Genomic DNA, 15,097 nt, shown 5'->3' on the forward strand with positions numbered 1-15,097 from the left:
CCCCTCCGCAGCCCCGACACCCTTGACCTGGCCCGCCCGGTGCTCGACCAGCCGCGGCGCGAGGGCCCCTGGGTCGCCCGATGAGGGTGATGGTGGTGTGGTGCCCCGACTGGTCGGTGGTCGCGGCGCTCGAGGAGGCCGAGGAGTCCCCGCGCTCCCCTGCCGCCGTGCTGCACGGCAACGTCGTCGAGGTCTGCAACGGACCCGCCCGGTCCGAGGGCGTGCGCCGGGGACAGCGTCGGCGCGACGCGCAGGCCCGGTGCCCGGAGCTGGTGCTGCTGCGGGCCAACCCCGACCGTGACGCGCGGGCCTTCGAGCCCGTCCTCGCCACGGTCGAGGACCTTCGACCCGGGGTGGCGGCGCTCCGGCCGGGCATGCTCGCGGTCCGCGCACCCGGCAGCTGGTACGGCACCGAGGCCACCGCCGCGGCGACCGTGAGCCAGGCGCTGGTCGAGGCCGGCGTGTGGGACGTGCGCCTCGGCATCGCCGACGACCTCTTCACCGCCGAGCAGGCGGCCCGCACCGCCCAGGTGCAGGCGTGGACGGTCGTGGACGAGGGCGGGTCGCCGGCGTTCCTGCGCCGGCTGCCCGTCGAGGTGCTGCAGGACGACGGCGCCCGCGGGCGCGAGCTGGTCAGCCTGCTGCAACGGCTCGGCCTCCGCTCGCTCGGCGACCTGGCCGACCTGCCGGGTGAGGCGGTCGAGCACCGGCTGGGTGCCTACGGCGCCGTCGTACGCCGTCGTGCACGTGGCGAGGACCCGACCCTCTTCGCCGCGCGCACTCCCCCGCCCGAGCTCGACGCCCAGGTGTTCTTCGAGGACGCGCTCGACTCGGTCGAGGCGATCACCTTCAGCGTGCGCACCACCGCCGAGCGCTTCGTCGACCAGCTCGCGCAGCGCCAGCTCGTCGCGACGGGGGTGCGGGTCGAGGCCGAGTCCGACGGCCTGGTGTGCTCCTCGCGCGTGTGGCTCCACCCGCGTCACTTCACCGCGCGCGACCTCGTCGACCGGGTGCACTGGCAGCTGCAGTCCGGCGACGTCGGGGGGTCGCTGCGTGCGCGCAAGCAGTCCGGGGAGGTGCGGGCGCCGGTCGAGCGCATCCGCTTCCTGCCCGAGGTGGTCGAGCCCGCCGCCGCCCACGGCGAGGCCCTGTGGGGCGGCGCCAACGACGACCTGGTCGAGCGGGGCGTCGCTCGCGTGCAGGGCATGATCGGCTTCGACGCCGTGGTCCGACCGGTGCTGCAGGGCGGGCGCAGCCCGTCCGCGCGCCAGGCGCTGGTGCCGTGGGGCGAACGCCCGGTCGACCTGCGCCCCACCGACCGGCCGTGGCCGGGACGCGTCCCCGGACCGGCTCCGGTGCGGGTCTTCGCGGAGCCCCCGGTCGCCGAGGTCGTCGACGGCGCCGACCGCGAGGTGCGCGTCACCGACCGTGGCGCGGTGACGGGCGAGCCCCGTCGCTTCCGAGTCGGGGGCGGGGTGCTCCCCTGGCAGCCGGTGACCGCCTGGGCGGGGCCCTGGCCCACCGACGAGGGCTGGTGGACGGGCGGGCCCGGACGCTCGGCGCGCTTCCAGGTCGTCGGCGCGGACGGGCGCGCGTGGCTGCTGCTGCGCGCTCCCGACGGGTGGTCGCTGGAGGCTGCCTATGACTGAGGACCGTGCGGCCTGATGGGGTGGAACAACCCGACCATGCGGTGGGCCGAGCTCGAGCGCCGGCTCAGCGGGCTGCCCGGCGCCGACGACGCGCCGGTCTCCCGGCGCAAGCGCGGCCACACCACGGCCCGACCGATCGAGCGGCCCGCCGCGGTCACCCCCTACGCCGAGCTGCACTGCCACAGCCACTTCAGCTTCCTCGACGGCGCGAGCTCGCCCGCCGAGCTGGTCGAGGAGGCCGTGCGCCTGGGGCTGCACGCCCTGGCGATCACCGACCACGACGGCTTCTACGGCGCGCCGATGCTGGCCGAGGCCGCGGCGGCGTACGACCTGGCGACCGTGTTCGGTGCCGAGCTGTCCCTCGGCCTCACCGGCCCGCAGAACGGCACGCCCGACCCGGAGGGCAGCCACCTGCTGGTGCTGGCGCGCGGCGTCGAGGGCTACCACCGGCTGGCCGCGGCGATGACCGACGCCCACCTGCGCGGCGACGAGAAGGGCCGGCCCGTCTACGATCTCGACGAGCTCGGTGAGCAGGGCCGCGGCCAGTGGGTGGTGCTGACCGGCTGCCGCAAGGGCACGGTCCAGCAGGCCCTCGCCGGCGACGGCGGGGAGCGTGCGGCTGCCGAGGAGCTCGACCGGCTGACCGGTCTCTTCGGGCTCGAGCACGTGCTCGTCGAGCTGTCGCCGCGCCCGGGTGCCGACACCACCAACGCCACGCTCGCCCGGCTGGCGGCCGCGCACGGCCTCGACGTCGTCGCGGCGGGCAACGTCCACCACGCCACCCCGGAGAGGCACAGGCTCGCCTCCGCGATGGCGGCGGTGCGGGCGCGCCGCAGCCTCGCCGAGCTCGACGGCTGGCTCGACCTCTCGGGCTCGGGCCACCTGCGCAGCGGCGCGGAGATGCAGGACGCGCTGGCGGCGCACCCCGGAGCCGTCGCGCGGAGCGTCACCCTGGCCGACGAGCTGGCCTTCGACCTCCACAAGGCCTCGCCCGCCCTGCCCAAGCGGCAGATCCCCGAGGAGCACACCGCCGACTCCTGGCTGCGCGTGCTGGCCGAGCGCGGCTTCGCCGAGAGGTACGCCGGGGTGCCGCACGAGCGCGAGGCCCGCGAGCGGCTCGAGCACGAGCTGCGCGTCATCGCCGAGAAGGACTTCGCGGGCTACTTCGTCATCGTCCACGACATCGTCGCCTTCGCCCGCGGGCGCGGGATCCTCTGCCAGGGAAGGGGATCCGCGGCCAGCTCGGCGGTCTGCTTCGCCCTCGGGATCACCGCGGTCGACGCCGTGTTCTACCGCCTGCCGTTCGAGCGCTTCATCTCCGCGCACCGCGACGAGGAGCCCGACATCGACGTCGACTTCGACTCCGACCGGCGTGAGGAGGTGATCCAGTGGGTCTACGACACCTACGGCCGGCGCAACGCGGCCCAGGTCGCCAACGTGATCGCCTACCGCCCGCGGATGGCGGTGCGCGACGCCGCCAAGGCGCTCGGCTTCTCCCCCGGCCAGCAGGACGCCTGGTCCAAGCAGATCGACGGCTGGAAGTCGGTGGTGGCGGGCGACCAGGGCGACCCCGAGGCCCACGACGTGCCCGCCCCGGTGGTGGCCCTGGCCGAGGAGCTGATGGGGGCACCACGTCACCTCGGCATCCACTCCGGCGGGATGGTCCTGACCGAGCGGCCGATCGGCGAGGTCTGCCCGATCGAGCGGGCACGCATGGACAAGCGCACCGTGCTGCAGTGGGACAAGGACGCCTGCGAGTCGATGGGGCTGGTCAAGTTCGACCTGCTCGGTCTCGGCATGCTCGGCGCGCTCGACCACACCATGCGCCTGGTCGCCGACCACCTCGGCGAGCGGTGGGACCTCACGACGATGCCCAAGGAGGAGCCCGCGGTCTACGACATGCTGTGCCGCGCCGACTCCATCGGCGTCTTCCAGGTCGAGAGCCGGGCCCAGATCGGCACGCTGCCGCGGCTGCGTCCGCGCGAGTTCTACGACCTGGCCATCGAGATCGCGCTGATCCGGCCGGGCCCGATCCAGGGCGGAGCGGTGCACCCCTACGTCCGCCGTGCCACCGGCCAGGAGCCGATCACCTACGACCACCCCGAGCTCGTCCCCGTCCTCGAGCGCACCAAGGGAGTGCCGCTCTTCCAGGAGCAGCTGATGGCCATGGCGGTCACGCTCGGCGACTGCACCCGCGACGACGCCGACCTCCTGCGCCGGGCCATGGGCTCCAAGCGGGGCGTCGAGCGCATCGAGTCGGTCAAGGCCACGCTCTACGCCGGCATGGAGCGCCGCGGCATCACCGGCGAGCTGGCCGACTCGATCTACGTCAAGATCCTGTCCTTCGCCAACTTCGGCTTCGCCGAGTCGCACGCGCTGTCCTTCGCGCTGCTCGTCTACGCCTCGTCGTGGTTCAAGCTGCACTACCCCGCCGCGTTCCTGGCCGGCCTGCTGCGCAACCAGCCGATGGGCTTCTACTCGCCCCAGTCGCTGGTCGGCGACGCCCGCCGCCACGGTGTCGACGTACGCCGGCCCGACGTCACGCGGTCAGCGGCGCAGGCCGACCTGGAGCCCGTCTCGGGCGAGGTCACGACCACCGGCCTCGAGGAGTGCCGCCGTCCCCGGTTCGAGCGCACCGAGTGGGTGCCGGGCACCCCCGACCCCGTGCCCGCCCACCGGCGCGACGGCGCGCTCGCCGTGCGCCTCGGGCTCGACTCGGTCCGAGGCGTCGGGCTCGAGGCGGCGCGACGCATCGTCGCGGCCCGCGACGAAGCGCCGTTCACCGGCGTGCCCGACCTGTCCCGCCGAGCGGGCCTCACCTCCGCCCAGCTGGAGGCGCTGGCGACCGCCGGCGCGTTCGACGCGTGGGGGCTCGACCGCCGGGAGGCACTGTGGGCGGCCGGGTTCGCCGAGGGCGCCGACCACCTGCCCGGCACGACCCCCGCGCCGGCGGCGCCCACGCTGCCCGGGATGGGCGAGCCCGAGCTCACCATGGCCGACCTGTGGGCCACCGGCGTCTCGCCCGAGCGACACCCGGTCGAGCACCTGCGCGAGGAGCTCCGCCGCGCCGGCGTGCGCTCGATCGCTGAGCTGGAGAGCACCGAGGCGGGCCGCCGCGTCCACGTCGGCGGGCTCGTCACCCACCGTCAGCGACCGGGCACCGCGATGGGCGTCACCTTCCTCAACCTCGAGGACGAGACCGGGATGCTCAACGTGGTCTGCTCGATCGGCGTGATGAAGGCCCACCGGCAGGCGGCACGCAACCGGGTCGCGGTCGTCGTGCGCGGGCGGCTCGAGCGCAACGAGGGGGTGACCAACCTCGTCGCCGACCGGGTCGAGCCGATCGACGTCGTGGTCCCCGGAGCCGGGGCGGTCCTCCAGGCGCGCGCGTCGTCGCGCGACTTCAGGTGAGGCGCGGACGAAGGGCGGGACCAGGTGGTCCCGCCCTTCTCGCTGTGCCGCTGTGCGGCTGTGCTGCTGTGGTGCTGGGTGCCCGGGTCAGGCTCCGACCAGCTCGTCGTGCCGGTGTCCGACCTCCACGTCGGCCGGGGTGCGACGCATGTGGACCGCGCCGGCGCCGACCAGGAGCAGCAGGACCGCAGCCCCACCGAAGGAGGCGTACGCCGCGTAGCCGGCGATCTCGCCCATGGTGTCGAAGGCGTAGGCGTTGAGGAGCAGGCCGCGCAGGGTGTTGCCCATGAAGAGCGTCTGGCGGAGCTGTCCCAGCTGCTGGCCCTCGGGACTGGCCGCGAACTTCGGGTCCGCGCCGCTCTTGGCGATGAACTCGCCGCTGACGTCCTCGTAGGTGCGGTTGCCGCTGGCGGCGTTCATGTGGACCAGGATGTAGTGGTCCGCGAAGGCCTGGGCCTGGTCGCCGGTCGCCATCTTCTGGCCGGCGTACTGGTCGAGGGCCTTGTGCTGGCTCGCAGTCTCGAGCGAGTCCTTGGCCGGCATCGTGATGTCCTGCATGGTCAGCTGGTCGCGGACCTGGGTGTCGATGTAGCTGCTCGCCCAGGTGAGCAGGCCGCCCGCAGCGAGCAGCACGATGGCGATGACGGCGCCGGTGGAGGCCACGAGCGCGTCGAGCGTCTTCCTTCGCATGATGATCCAGTCCTTCGGTCTGTTGCGGTTCTTGTCGTCGAGACAAGTCTTGGCGACCGGCCACTCCGGACCGAAGGGTCTTTGTCCTCTAGGTCGATGGTCGAAGGTAGTTGACCTGTCCTCGGCACCCGCTGGGGCTGACTTCCTCCTCGGTTGAGGTCTTTGGACCATCGACCCCCGGGGGTGGCCCACGTGAGGCTGGAGTCATCAGGACGCGCGAGAGGACGAGATCATGCCCAGGCCACGAGAGCTCGGCTTCGAGGAGTGCGTGCGACTGCTGCACTCCAACGTCATGGGACGCGTCGCGCTGACGACGCCGCGGGGGCCCCACATCGTGCCCGTGAACTACGCGGTGGTGGAGGAGACGATCCTGGTCGCCACCTCCCCCTACAGCGCCCTCGGCACCTACGGCCCGCAGGACCTCGTCGCGTTCGAGGTCGACCACTTCGACTACGCCAACCACACCGGATGGAGCGTCACCGTCCAGGGCCGCGCCGAGGTCGTCACCGACCCGGCCGAGGTGCGCCGGCTCAAGCGCATCTGGGCGCCCCGACCGTGGGCCGACGGCGACCGCGACCTGCACCTGCGCATCCCGTGGTCCGAGATCTCCGGGCGGAGCGTGGGGGACGACCTGACCACCCCGGTGCAGCGGGTGGTGCACGCCTCCTGAGGTCGCCCCGCTCCGGGGCAGGCGGTAGACAGGTCCCGTGACCTCTCCGGACTCCCCCGACGACAGCCGCGCCGCGCGGGCGCTGCTCGACGCGGTCGTGGCCATCTCCACCGACCTCGACCTGCACCGGGTGCTGAGCCGGATCGTCGAGTCGGCCTGCGAGCTCACCGGTGCGACGTACGGCGCGCTCGGCGTGGTCGACCGCACCGGCGGCCTGCAGAACTTCGTCATCCATGGGATGGACCCCGAGGCGAGGGACCGCATCGGCGACCTCCCTCACGGCCGCGGCATCCTCGGCGTCGTCATCGACGACCCGCGCCCGCTGCGGCTGGACGACCTGACGCAGCACCCGCAGTCCTACGGCTTCCCGCCGGGGCACCCGCCGATGACGACCTTCCTCGGCGTCCCGATCGAGGTGCACGGGACGGTCTTCGGCAACCTCTACCTCACCGAGAAGCACGGTGGCTTCACCGACGAGGACGTGCAGACCGTGACCGCGCTCGCGGGCGCCGCCGGTCACGTGATCGGCAACGCGCGCACCTACGGCCTGAGCGAGCGCCGGCGGCAGTGGTTGGAGGCCACGGGTCGGGTCGGCGACGCGCTGCAGCCTCCGATCCCGGTCGACGACGCCTTCGCCGAGGTCGTGCGGATCCTCCGCTCGGTGACGACCGCCCGCGCCGTCGCGGTGGTGCACCTCGACGAGGACGGCGCGGTCGTCGAGGCGAGCGACGGCCCCGAGGCGGCCGCGCTCCAGGACCTGCTCGACCGCGAGGGCGACGCACTCCTCGACCCCTCGGACCCGCGCGACCTCCAGCCGGTCGTCCTCGACGGACGGCCGCGGTTCGCCGTCGTGCTGCCGATGCGCTCGGCACTGTCGGCCTCCAACGCGCTGCTGGCCGTCTTCGACGACGACGAGCGTCTGCAGGACGCGCAGGAGCAGCAGCTGATGCACTCCTTCGCCGACCACGTCGGCCTCGCGCTGGACCGCACCCGCGCCGTGCAGGACCGGGAGCAGCTCGCGATCCTCTCCGACCGCGACCGCATCGCGCGCGACCTGCACGACCTGGTCATCCAGCGGCTCTTCGCCACCGGCATGCGGTTGCAGGGCCTGCGGATGCTGGCCGACCGGCCGGAGTTCGCAGCCGGGCTCGACCGCGCCGTCGACGACATCGACCTGACCGTGAAGGACATCCGCGGCACGATCTTCGAGCTGCAGAGCCGCAAGGAGGCCTCGCTGCGGCGCGACGTGCGCAAGCTGGTCAAGGAGTACGTCGAGGCGCTGGGCTTCGCGCCCGCCGTCCGGACCGCGGGGCCGGTCGACACCGCGGTGCCCGACCAGGTGCAGGTCGAGCTCCTCGCCGTGCTGCGCGAGGCGCTGTCCAACATCGCCCGGCACGCGCGGGCGACGCTCGCCGAGGTCCAGCTCGACGTCACCTCGCGCGACGTGGTGCTGCAGGTCGTCGACGACGGGGTGGGCCTGCCGTCCGAGGTGCACGAGAGCGGGCTGCGCAACGCGCGCACCCGGGCCTCGGCGCTCGGCGGACGCTTCACCCTCGGGCCGCACGCACCGCGCGGCACGGCCCTGCGGTGGCAGGTGCCCCTGCGTCAGTGAGCCGGGGGGCGGTCGCCCAGCAGCCGGGTCGCGAGCACCGCGGCCTGGGTGCGGCGCTGCAGGCCGAGCTTGACCAGCAGGTGGGAGACGTAGTTCTTGACCGTCTTCTCGGCGAGGAACATCCGCTCGCTGATCTGCCGGTTGGTCAGGCCCTCGGCGATCAGTGACAGCAGCGTCAGCTCCTGCTCGCTGAGCCCCTCGAGCTCGGGGGCGACCTGCGGGCCGTTGCGCACGCGGTCGAGCACCCGGGCCATGAGCGCCGGGTCGATCAGGGACTGGCCGGCTGCCACCCGCTCGATCGCGTCGACGAAGTCGTGACCCTTGACGTCCTTGAGGACGTAGCCGGCCGCCCCGGCCATGATCGCGGCGAACAGCGCCTCGTCGTCGTCGTACGACGTGAGGATGAGCGCCTTGAGGTTGCTGTCGACCGCCCGGATCGTGCGGCACACCTCGATGCCCGAGCCGTCGGGCAGCCGCGCGTCGAGGATCGCCACGTCGGGCCGGATCGCCGGGATGATCCGCGCCGCCTCCTTGGCGGAGTCGGACTCCCCCACCACCTCGACGCGTCCCGAGGCCTCGAGCATGACCTTGAGCCCCTCCCGGACCATCTCGTGGTCGTCGAGGAGGAACACCGTCGTCCGTGCGTCCGTCATGGGCCCATTCGACCAGATCCCGCGGGCCGCGTCGGCGCTGCGGTGCGGGAGGACGGCGGAATCCTGCCGCGGGCGGTCCCCGCGGCCTCAGAGCCTCGGCAGGCGCCCGCGCGCACCGACCGGTCGGGCCCGCGGCGTCCGGAGGCGTGGCTGCTCGACGACGGACATCGACCACCAGTTGCGCCAAGCGCCGCGCTTGGCGACGTAGATCCGGCGTGCCCGGACGCTCGCGCCGTCGCGCTCGCGGACGTTGCCGTTGACGAGGTGGTCGGAGAGGACGGGCGCGTAGTGCATCGGGTTCTCCTCGGTTGCCGGACCAGGACCCCCTCGACGGTCCTCCCCGAGGGAGGCCGCCGGCATCGGGGGAAACCCTCGACCGCGACGAGCGGGACCCCGGGTGCTCCGTCCTCGGTCAGCGCCGCGGGACGGACACGGTCAACCGGGTCGTGGACCCGATCACCCTGCGGTTGCCGCCGTAGACCACCGTCAGGCGGTGCCTGCCACGCGGCAGCACGAGGCGGACGACGCGGACGCCCTCGCCCTCCGGGCGCAGCCGCGCGCGGCGCACCACCCTCCGTCCGTCCCGGATGACCAGGAGACCGTTGGGGCGTGCAGCACCGGGGGCGGTCACGGCGATGGTCAGGCGCGACCTCGTCAGCGAGGCGCGCGTGCGCGAGACCGCCTTGGGCACGACGTAGGAGCGGCTCGTCCAGACCCCGGCTGGCCTCGTGCCCGCGCGGGCCACGACGACGCGGTAGGACACGCGCCTCGATCGCGCCCACACGGGGACGGTGAAGCGCTGGGAGTGGGCGCCGCTGCTCCAGCGACCGGCCGGTGCCCCGTCGAGCAGCCACCTGACGCGCACGTCGCGACCTGCCAGGGCGACGCTCCAGGTGCCCAGGGTCGTCGTCACGGTCCGTCCCGCGCCGACCGTGCCGCTCAGCACCGGCGCGGTGACGACGGTGGGCGCGAGCTCGGGCTCGGGGGCGGGGGCGGGCTCGGGGTCGGTGGGCGCGTCGGTCGGGTCGGGCGTCGGGTCCTCGGTCACGGTGCGGGTCAGCGTGACCGTCGGCAGCACCGCGCCCGCGAGGGGCGAGCCGTCGACGGTGACGGTCCCGCCCTGGCCGACCACGACGGGCGTGGCCGTCGCGCCGCCGAACCACGCGGCGTCGTGGTCCGCGCCGGTCAGCCGGACGACGTAGGTCCCGACGACCAGGCCGTCGGCGCCGCCGAGGGTCCACCGCCCGTCGTCGCCGCTGGTCGTGGTGGCGAGCGGGGTGGTGCGGTCGTCCGGGGAGTACGCCGACACGGTGACGCCGGGCAGCGGGTGTCCGCCCTCGGCGACCGCTCCGTGGAGGGGGTACGCCGTGCTGCCGAGCACCTGCTGCTCGCCCAGGTCGCCGTCGGCCACCGCCGTCGTGCCGTCGAGCACCGTGCCGTCGAGCTGCACGGTCACGGTCCCGACCGTGGCGTCGAGCCAGTCGGCACCGCCGTCGACACCGAGGTCGTAGGCGCCGGGCACGAGGTCGAGCCGGTAGCCGCCGTCGGGGCCGGTCGTGGCGGTCGGCGCGCCCCCGGACCCCTCCGGGACGGCGCGCACGGTCAGCCCCGAGACGGGTGCTCCCGTCACGTCGACGACCGTGCCGACGACGGGGTGCGTGACCGACGAGGGGGCGCGGGTCAGGACGACCCGGCCCAGCGTGGCGTCGGCCACGGGGACCTGGGCCACGGACACGACTCCGTCCTGGGCGACGACCACCTCGGAGGCGGGGTCGCCACCGAACCAGGCAGCGTCGTACGTCGAGCCGCCGGAGGCGCCGGAGAGCTTGACCCCGTAGGTGCCCACCGGCACGCCGTGGTCGCCGTCGAGCACCCAGGTCCCGTCGGGGCCGGAGGTCGTCGAGGCGACGGGAGTGCTCAGGTCGCCGGGCACGAAGGCCTCGACGGTGATGCCGGACAGCGGGTGGTCGCCCTCGGCGACCGAGCCGCGCAGCACGTGGACCGGGCGGCCCTGCACCTCGACCTGGCCGAGGTCGGCGCCGGGACAACCGACGCCGTTGACGAGCACGGCACCGTTGAGCTGGACCGTGACCAGCGCGGTGGAGGTGTCCCCACCGGTGTAGGAGGTGTCGAGCCAGTCCGCTCCCCCGCCGGCGTGCAGCTCGTAGGAGCCCGGCACCAGGCCCAGCCGGAACCGGCCGTGGTCGCCGAGCGAGTCGTCGGCCCCGCTCGTCGTGGTGGTGGCGAGGCCGGAGCCGACCGGGACCGCACGCACCGTCACCCCGTCGACCGGCGCGCCCAGCACGTCGGCGACCGAGCCGACCACGTCGTGCGGGAGCGTCGCCAGGGACACCGTGAGCTCCACCGGCGGCAGCGTGGCCACCGGTGCCCCACCCACGGTCAGCGCGCCGTCCTGGCCGACGGTCACCTCGGCCAGCACGGTGGAGACGTACGCCGGCGCCGCGGCGTCGTCGTCGCGCACCGCGAGGTCGTAGCGGCCCACCGGCAGGGACACCGTGTAGCCGCCCTGGGAGCCGACCGTCTGGGAGTCGACCAGGTCCGCCGGGTCGGTCGACCCCTGGGGGAAGACGTCCACCACGACACCCGAGGGCGGACCGTCGGCGGTCGTCACGCTGCCGCTGAGGGCGAAGGGGGTGCTGGCCAGGACGACGTCGTCGAGGGTGCTGCCCGCGTCCGCGACGGTCACCGTCGTGGGCGACTCGGGTCCGCCGTACCTCGTGCCGGCCCAGCCGGTCTTCTGCAGCGTCACCTGGTAGGTGCCCGGCTCCACGGGGACGACGTACCCGCCGTCGGACGCGGTGGTCGCGGTCCCCGAGTCGGTGGACGTCCCGATCGGGTCGACCGAGACCGAGACACCCGCCACGGGGTCGCCGAGGGCGTCGACGACCCGCCCGGAGACCGTGGGCTTGCTGATCAGGGCCACCGGGCACAGGCTCGGGCAGGGGAGCCGGCCGTAGAGCCACAGCCTCCCGTCCTCCTCGACGTTGAGCTGGCGGTCGGGACCGCCACCCAGGTAGCCCGTGTAGTGCCGCTCGGTCGGGTCCGTGTAGCGCACGGAGAAGTAGCCCGCGATCAGGTCGATCACGTAGGCGCCGTCCTCGCCGGTCGTCGCGGAGGCGGCCGGCTCGGTCGGGCTGCCCTCCGCGTCGAACGCCTCGACGAGGACGCCGGAGAGCGGCGCCCCGTCGTCGTCGACCACCTCCCCCGAGACAGGGTGCGGCGTGGCCGGCAGCAGGGTCACGTCGTCGAGGGTGTTGTCCGGCACGGGCCGGCCGCCGATGGAGGCCTGGCCGGAAGCGTCGATGACGATGGAGGCAGGCGTGTCCGCGCCGCCGTACCAGGTGGAGTCGTAGCCGTGTGCCGAGTACTCCACCTGGTAGGTGCCGGGCCGCGACAGGTGGAGCGCGTAGTCGTGCTGCATCGTGAAGATCTGCAGCACCCGGTACCCGGGCATCGTGACGTCGTACACCGTGATGGACGCGTTGTAGACCGCTCCGCCGTCGGAAGCCTGCAGCCGCCCGCTGAGGGTCCATGACTGGGCCTGCGCCGGGCCGGCCGTCAGGGACAGCAGGACGAGCAGGGACGTCATCACTGCCAGGACAGAGCTCACCACGCGCCGAGATCGCATCCGCACAGCGTGTCGGCGATCGCCCACCTGCGAGGGGTTTCACCCAGGTTGACCCGTTTGCCCAGAACTTCGCGCTTGTCCCTCGGTCGTGGCGCAGGCGTGGTACGTCGGGTGGCCGCGTGCTCGCGCGAGCGGGCCGACCCACCTCTAGGCTCGCGCCCATGACCGAGCTCAGGTTCACCGCAGCCAGCCACGTCCCGGTCGAGGAGGCGTGGGCGGCCGTGACCGACCTGTCGCGGTTCGACCAGTGGCTGTCCCTGCACGACGGCTGGCGCAGCGACCTCCCCGACGAGCTCGCGGAGGGCCAGCGCATCGAGAGCGTCATCCGCGCCAAGGGGATCCGCAACCGCATCGCCTGGACGATCCGCGACCTCCGGCCGCCGCACCACGCGTCCCTGGTCGGCGACGGCGTCGGCGGCACCGCGGTGAGCCTGACCTTCGACCTGACCGGGCGCGACGGCGGCACGGAGATCGCCATGCGCGCCGACTTCCGCCACCCGATGCTCAAGGGCCCGCTCGGCGGGGTCGCCGCGCGCACCATCAAGGGCGACCTCGAGGCCTCGATGACGCGGCTGGCCGCGCTCGTCGGCTGACGCCCGGTCCCTGCGTCAGCGCGCGAGGCCGCCCAGCTCCAGCGGCAGCACCCGGCGTACGGCGACCAGGCGCAACAACGTGGCCGCGGTCGAGGCCTGGACGGCCAGGAGCCCCACCAGCACGAGGATCTGGGCCGCCCCCGCGTCGACCGCACTGCCCCCGCCGAGCAGCACGCCGACGTACGCCCCGGGGAGCGTGACCAGTCCGACCGTGCGGGTCTGGTCGATGCCGGGCATGAGCCCGTCTCCGGAGGAGGGCTCGACGACGAGCCGGATCGCCTCGGGCCCGGAGAAGCCGAGCGCGCGGGCCGCCTCGTAGGTCCCGACGTGGGCGCGCAGCTCCTGCAGCGCTCGTCGTCCGGTCAGCGTGGCCGCGGTCATCGCGCCGCCGATGAGGATGCCCGACATCGGCAGGAGCCCCGGCCCGTTGAACGGGATCACGCCCGTCGCCAGGACGAGCACCACGACGGGGGCGGCGCCGGCGGCGACGGCGAGGCCGACCCAGCCGAGCTGGTCCAGGGGTACGCCGAGCCGCCGCGTCGCGGTGAACGTCGCGACCGCGAACATCAGCAGCACGAAGCCGATCGACCACGGCGTCGACCGCAGCACGAGCGCGATCACCGCGGAGACCGCGGCGAGCTGGAGCACCGCCCGGACCGCGGCGAGCGCCTGCTCGCGCGCGACCGGCAGCCGCCCGGCCCGCGAGACCAGGACCGCGGCCACCCCCAGGACGAGCAGCACGACGGCCAGGCGCCAGTCGGCGGCGGGGGCGGTGGAGAGGGCGACCACGCGCCGAGCCTCCCACGCGGTCTCCACCCTGGGGTGGAGGCGACAAGGTCGACCCGCACGCCGATCCGGCGGGCACCTCTGTGCTCCTACCTTTCCGGAGGGCGACCGACCGGTCGCCGAGAAAGGGGAACCACCGATGACCGTCACGCAGTACGTCCTCAACGCAGGGCTGCTCGTCTTCGTCCTCGCGACCAACCTCGGGACCCGTGACCTGACCTGGCGCCGGCTCGTCCTGCCGTTGGCCCTCGTGGCCGTCGCGGCGGCCGTGTTCCTGAGGCACGTGCCGACCGCGGGCAACGACGCCACCCTCGAGGTGGTGGGCCTGGTCGCGGGCGTCCTGCTCGGGCTGCTCGCCGGGGCGCTCGTGCGGGTCCGGAGGGAGGCGGGACGAGTCGTCACCTCGGCCGGGCGGGCCTACGCAGCCCTCTGGACCGTCGTCATCGGCGGTCGCGTCCTCTTCGCCTTCGGCGCCGACCACTGGTTCTCCCAGCAGATCGGCCTGTACTCCTACACGCACCGGATCACCGGGGCGGACGCCTGGACCGCTGCCTTCGTCCTGATGGCGCTGGCCATGGTGTCCACCCGCGTCGCGGTCACCGCCGCCCAGTACGTCGGCGCCACTCGGCCCGTGGTGGTGGCGGCATGAGGCCGCTGACGCGAGCGGTCCTCGTCCTGGTGTGCTTCCTGGCTGCGGCGTCCGGCTGGTACGCCGTGTGCGCCGCGGCCTGGCCGGCGTCCTCGCAGCAGGCCCGCGCCCTGTCGTTCGTCGCCCTCCTCACGGTGGCCGTGGTCGCGTTCTCGGCGCGCACCCGTGGGTGGCGCGCGGTGGGCGTGACGCCTCGCAACGAGTGGCGACAGACGTCCTTGCTGGTGCTGCCTGCGCTGCTGGCGGTCAGCCCGCTGGTCCACGGCGTGCGCCACCTGTCGTCCGGCACGTGGGCGGTCCTGGTCGCGGGCTACCTCCTGACCGGGGTCGTCGAGGAGCTCATGTGGCGCGGGTGGGTCCACCGACTGCTGCTGCCGCTGGGACTGCGGCGCGCCGTGCTGGTCGGGTCCGCGCTCTTCGGGCTGGCCCACCTGGCCAACCTGCTCTACCGCGACAGCCCCGGCCTGGTGCTGGCGCAGTGCTGGGGGGCGTTCTGCTTCGGCGTCGGGTACGCCGCCCTGCGCGCTCGCACGGGCACGCTCGTCCCGCTGGTCGTGCTGCACTTCCTCACCGACCTGGCCGCCCAGGTCGGCCAGGTGCCGGCGATCCCGGTCCTGGTCGCCCAGGACGTCGTCCTGCTCGGCCTCGGCCTGCTGCTGGTGCGGCGGGGTGCGACGCGCGTGAGTCCCGTCCTCCTGCCCCCGCTGCGTGCCTGACGTGCCCGGCCTTGTCTAC

Annotated in this window: 12 protein-coding genes; 7 read left to right on the forward strand and 5 right to left on the reverse strand. The window is 74.0% G+C overall.

Annotated elements, in window-relative coordinates:
- The first annotated feature begins 80 nt into the window (after positions 1-80).
- Together J2S63_RS00930 and J2S63_RS00935 are read left to right on the forward strand one after the other, a co-directional pair.
- Positions 81-1,649, forward strand: a complete 1,569-nt coding sequence (locus J2S63_RS00930) for a Y-family DNA polymerase (RefSeq protein ID WP_310297393.1) — start codon at positions 81-83, stop codon at positions 1,647-1,649.
- A gap of 15 nt (positions 1,650-1,664) precedes the next feature.
- On the forward strand, positions 1,665-5,060 hold the full coding sequence (locus J2S63_RS00935) for an error-prone DNA polymerase (RefSeq protein ID WP_310297396.1): 3,396 nt from the start codon (positions 1,665-1,667) through the stop codon (positions 5,058-5,060).
- An 87-nt stretch (positions 5,061-5,147) separates the two neighbouring features.
- On the opposite strand, the gene J2S63_RS00940 is transcribed toward J2S63_RS00935, so the two are convergent.
- Positions 5,148-5,750, reverse strand: coding sequence for a hypothetical protein (locus J2S63_RS00940; RefSeq protein ID WP_310297398.1), 603 nt, complete (start codon positions 5,748-5,750; stop codon positions 5,148-5,150).
- Between the two features lie 232 nt (positions 5,751-5,982).
- Here J2S63_RS00940 and J2S63_RS00945 point away from each other — a divergent pair, with 232 nt between their 5' ends.
- Together J2S63_RS00945 and J2S63_RS00950 are read left to right on the forward strand one after the other, a co-directional pair.
- Positions 5,983-6,420: a pyridoxamine 5'-phosphate oxidase family protein gene (locus J2S63_RS00945; RefSeq protein ID WP_310297400.1), complete on the forward strand. Its 438-nt coding sequence runs from the start codon at positions 5,983-5,985 to the stop codon at positions 6,418-6,420.
- Between the two features lie 37 nt (positions 6,421-6,457).
- Positions 6,458-8,032, forward strand: a complete 1,575-nt coding sequence (locus tag J2S63_RS00950; RefSeq protein ID WP_310297402.1) for a GAF domain-containing protein — start codon at positions 6,458-6,460, stop codon at positions 8,030-8,032.
- Here the strand turns inward: J2S63_RS00950 and J2S63_RS00955 are convergent.
- From J2S63_RS00955 to J2S63_RS00965, 3 genes are all read right to left on the reverse strand, one after another.
- Complete coding sequence (locus tag J2S63_RS00955) at positions 8,026-8,685, reverse strand: response regulator (protein ID WP_310297406.1); 660 nt, start codon at positions 8,683-8,685, stop codon at positions 8,026-8,028. The genes J2S63_RS00950 and J2S63_RS00955 overlap by 7 nt on opposite strands.
- Before the next feature lie 87 nt (positions 8,686-8,772).
- On the reverse strand, positions 8,773-8,979 hold the full coding sequence (locus J2S63_RS00960) for a hypothetical protein (RefSeq protein ID WP_310297408.1): 207 nt from the start codon (positions 8,977-8,979) through the stop codon (positions 8,773-8,775).
- A gap of 118 nt (positions 8,980-9,097) precedes the next feature.
- Complete coding sequence (locus J2S63_RS00965) at positions 9,098-12,295, reverse strand: carboxypeptidase regulatory-like domain-containing protein (protein WP_310297410.1); 3,198 nt, start codon at positions 12,293-12,295, stop codon at positions 9,098-9,100.
- Between the two features lie 200 nt (positions 12,296-12,495).
- On the opposite strand from J2S63_RS00965, the gene J2S63_RS00970 reads away from it, so the two are divergent.
- Positions 12,496-12,927, forward strand: coding sequence for a type II toxin-antitoxin system Rv0910 family toxin (locus J2S63_RS00970; protein ID WP_310297411.1), 432 nt, complete (start codon positions 12,496-12,498; stop codon positions 12,925-12,927).
- Between the two features lie 15 nt (positions 12,928-12,942).
- On the opposite strand, the gene J2S63_RS00975 is transcribed toward J2S63_RS00970, so the two are convergent.
- On the reverse strand, positions 12,943-13,716 hold the full coding sequence (locus J2S63_RS00975) for an ABC transporter permease (protein WP_310297414.1): 774 nt from the start codon (positions 13,714-13,716) through the stop codon (positions 12,943-12,945).
- A 136-nt stretch (positions 13,717-13,852) separates the two neighbouring features.
- On the opposite strand from J2S63_RS00975, the gene J2S63_RS00980 reads away from it, so the two are divergent.
- Both J2S63_RS00980 and J2S63_RS00985 read left to right on the forward strand, forming a co-directional pair.
- A complete protein-coding gene (locus tag J2S63_RS00980; RefSeq protein WP_310297416.1) occupies positions 13,853-14,362 on the forward strand; it encodes a hypothetical protein in 510 nt (169 codons plus the stop codon).
- A complete protein-coding gene (locus J2S63_RS00985; RefSeq protein WP_310297418.1) occupies positions 14,359-15,078 on the forward strand; it encodes a CPBP family intramembrane glutamic endopeptidase in 720 nt (239 codons plus the stop codon). Before J2S63_RS00980 ends, J2S63_RS00985 begins: the two co-directional genes overlap by 4 nt.
- Positions 15,079-15,097: the final 19 nt, after the last annotated feature.

Origin of the sequence: Nocardioides marmoribigeumensis, assembly GCF_031458325.1 — a bacterium.
Classification (GTDB): Bacteria; Actinomycetota; Actinomycetes; order Propionibacteriales; family Nocardioidaceae; genus Marmoricola_A; species Marmoricola_A marmoribigeumensis.

Bases quoted from the DNA above. Each gene is read 5' to 3' on its own strand.
- J2S63_RS00930 (WP_310297393.1), top strand. From the start codon at position 81: ATGAGGGTGATGGTGGTGTGGTGCCCCGACTGGTCGGTGGTCGCGGCG.
- J2S63_RS00935 (WP_310297396.1), top strand. From the start codon at position 1,665: ATGGGGTGGAACAACCCGACCATGCGGTGGGCCGAGCTCGAGCGCCGG.
- J2S63_RS00940 (WP_310297398.1), bottom strand. From the start codon at position 5,750: ATGCGAAGGAAGACGCTCGACGCGCTCGTGGCCTCCACCGGCGCCGTC.
- J2S63_RS00945 (WP_310297400.1), top strand. From the start codon at position 5,983: ATGCCCAGGCCACGAGAGCTCGGCTTCGAGGAGTGCGTGCGACTGCTG.
- J2S63_RS00955 (WP_310297406.1), bottom strand. From the start codon at position 8,685: ATGACGGACGCACGGACGACGGTGTTCCTCCTCGACGACCACGAGATG.
- J2S63_RS00960 (WP_310297408.1), bottom strand. From the start codon at position 8,979: ATGCACTACGCGCCCGTCCTCTCCGACCACCTCGTCAACGGCAACGTC.
- J2S63_RS00965 (WP_310297410.1), bottom strand. From the start codon at position 12,295: ATGACGTCCCTGCTCGTCCTGCTGTCCCTGACGGCCGGCCCGGCGCAG.
- J2S63_RS00970 (WP_310297411.1), top strand. From the start codon at position 12,496: ATGACCGAGCTCAGGTTCACCGCAGCCAGCCACGTCCCGGTCGAGGAG.
- J2S63_RS00980 (WP_310297416.1), top strand. From the start codon at position 13,853: ATGACCGTCACGCAGTACGTCCTCAACGCAGGGCTGCTCGTCTTCGTC.
- J2S63_RS00985 (WP_310297418.1), top strand. From the start codon at position 14,359: ATGAGGCCGCTGACGCGAGCGGTCCTCGTCCTGGTGTGCTTCCTGGCT.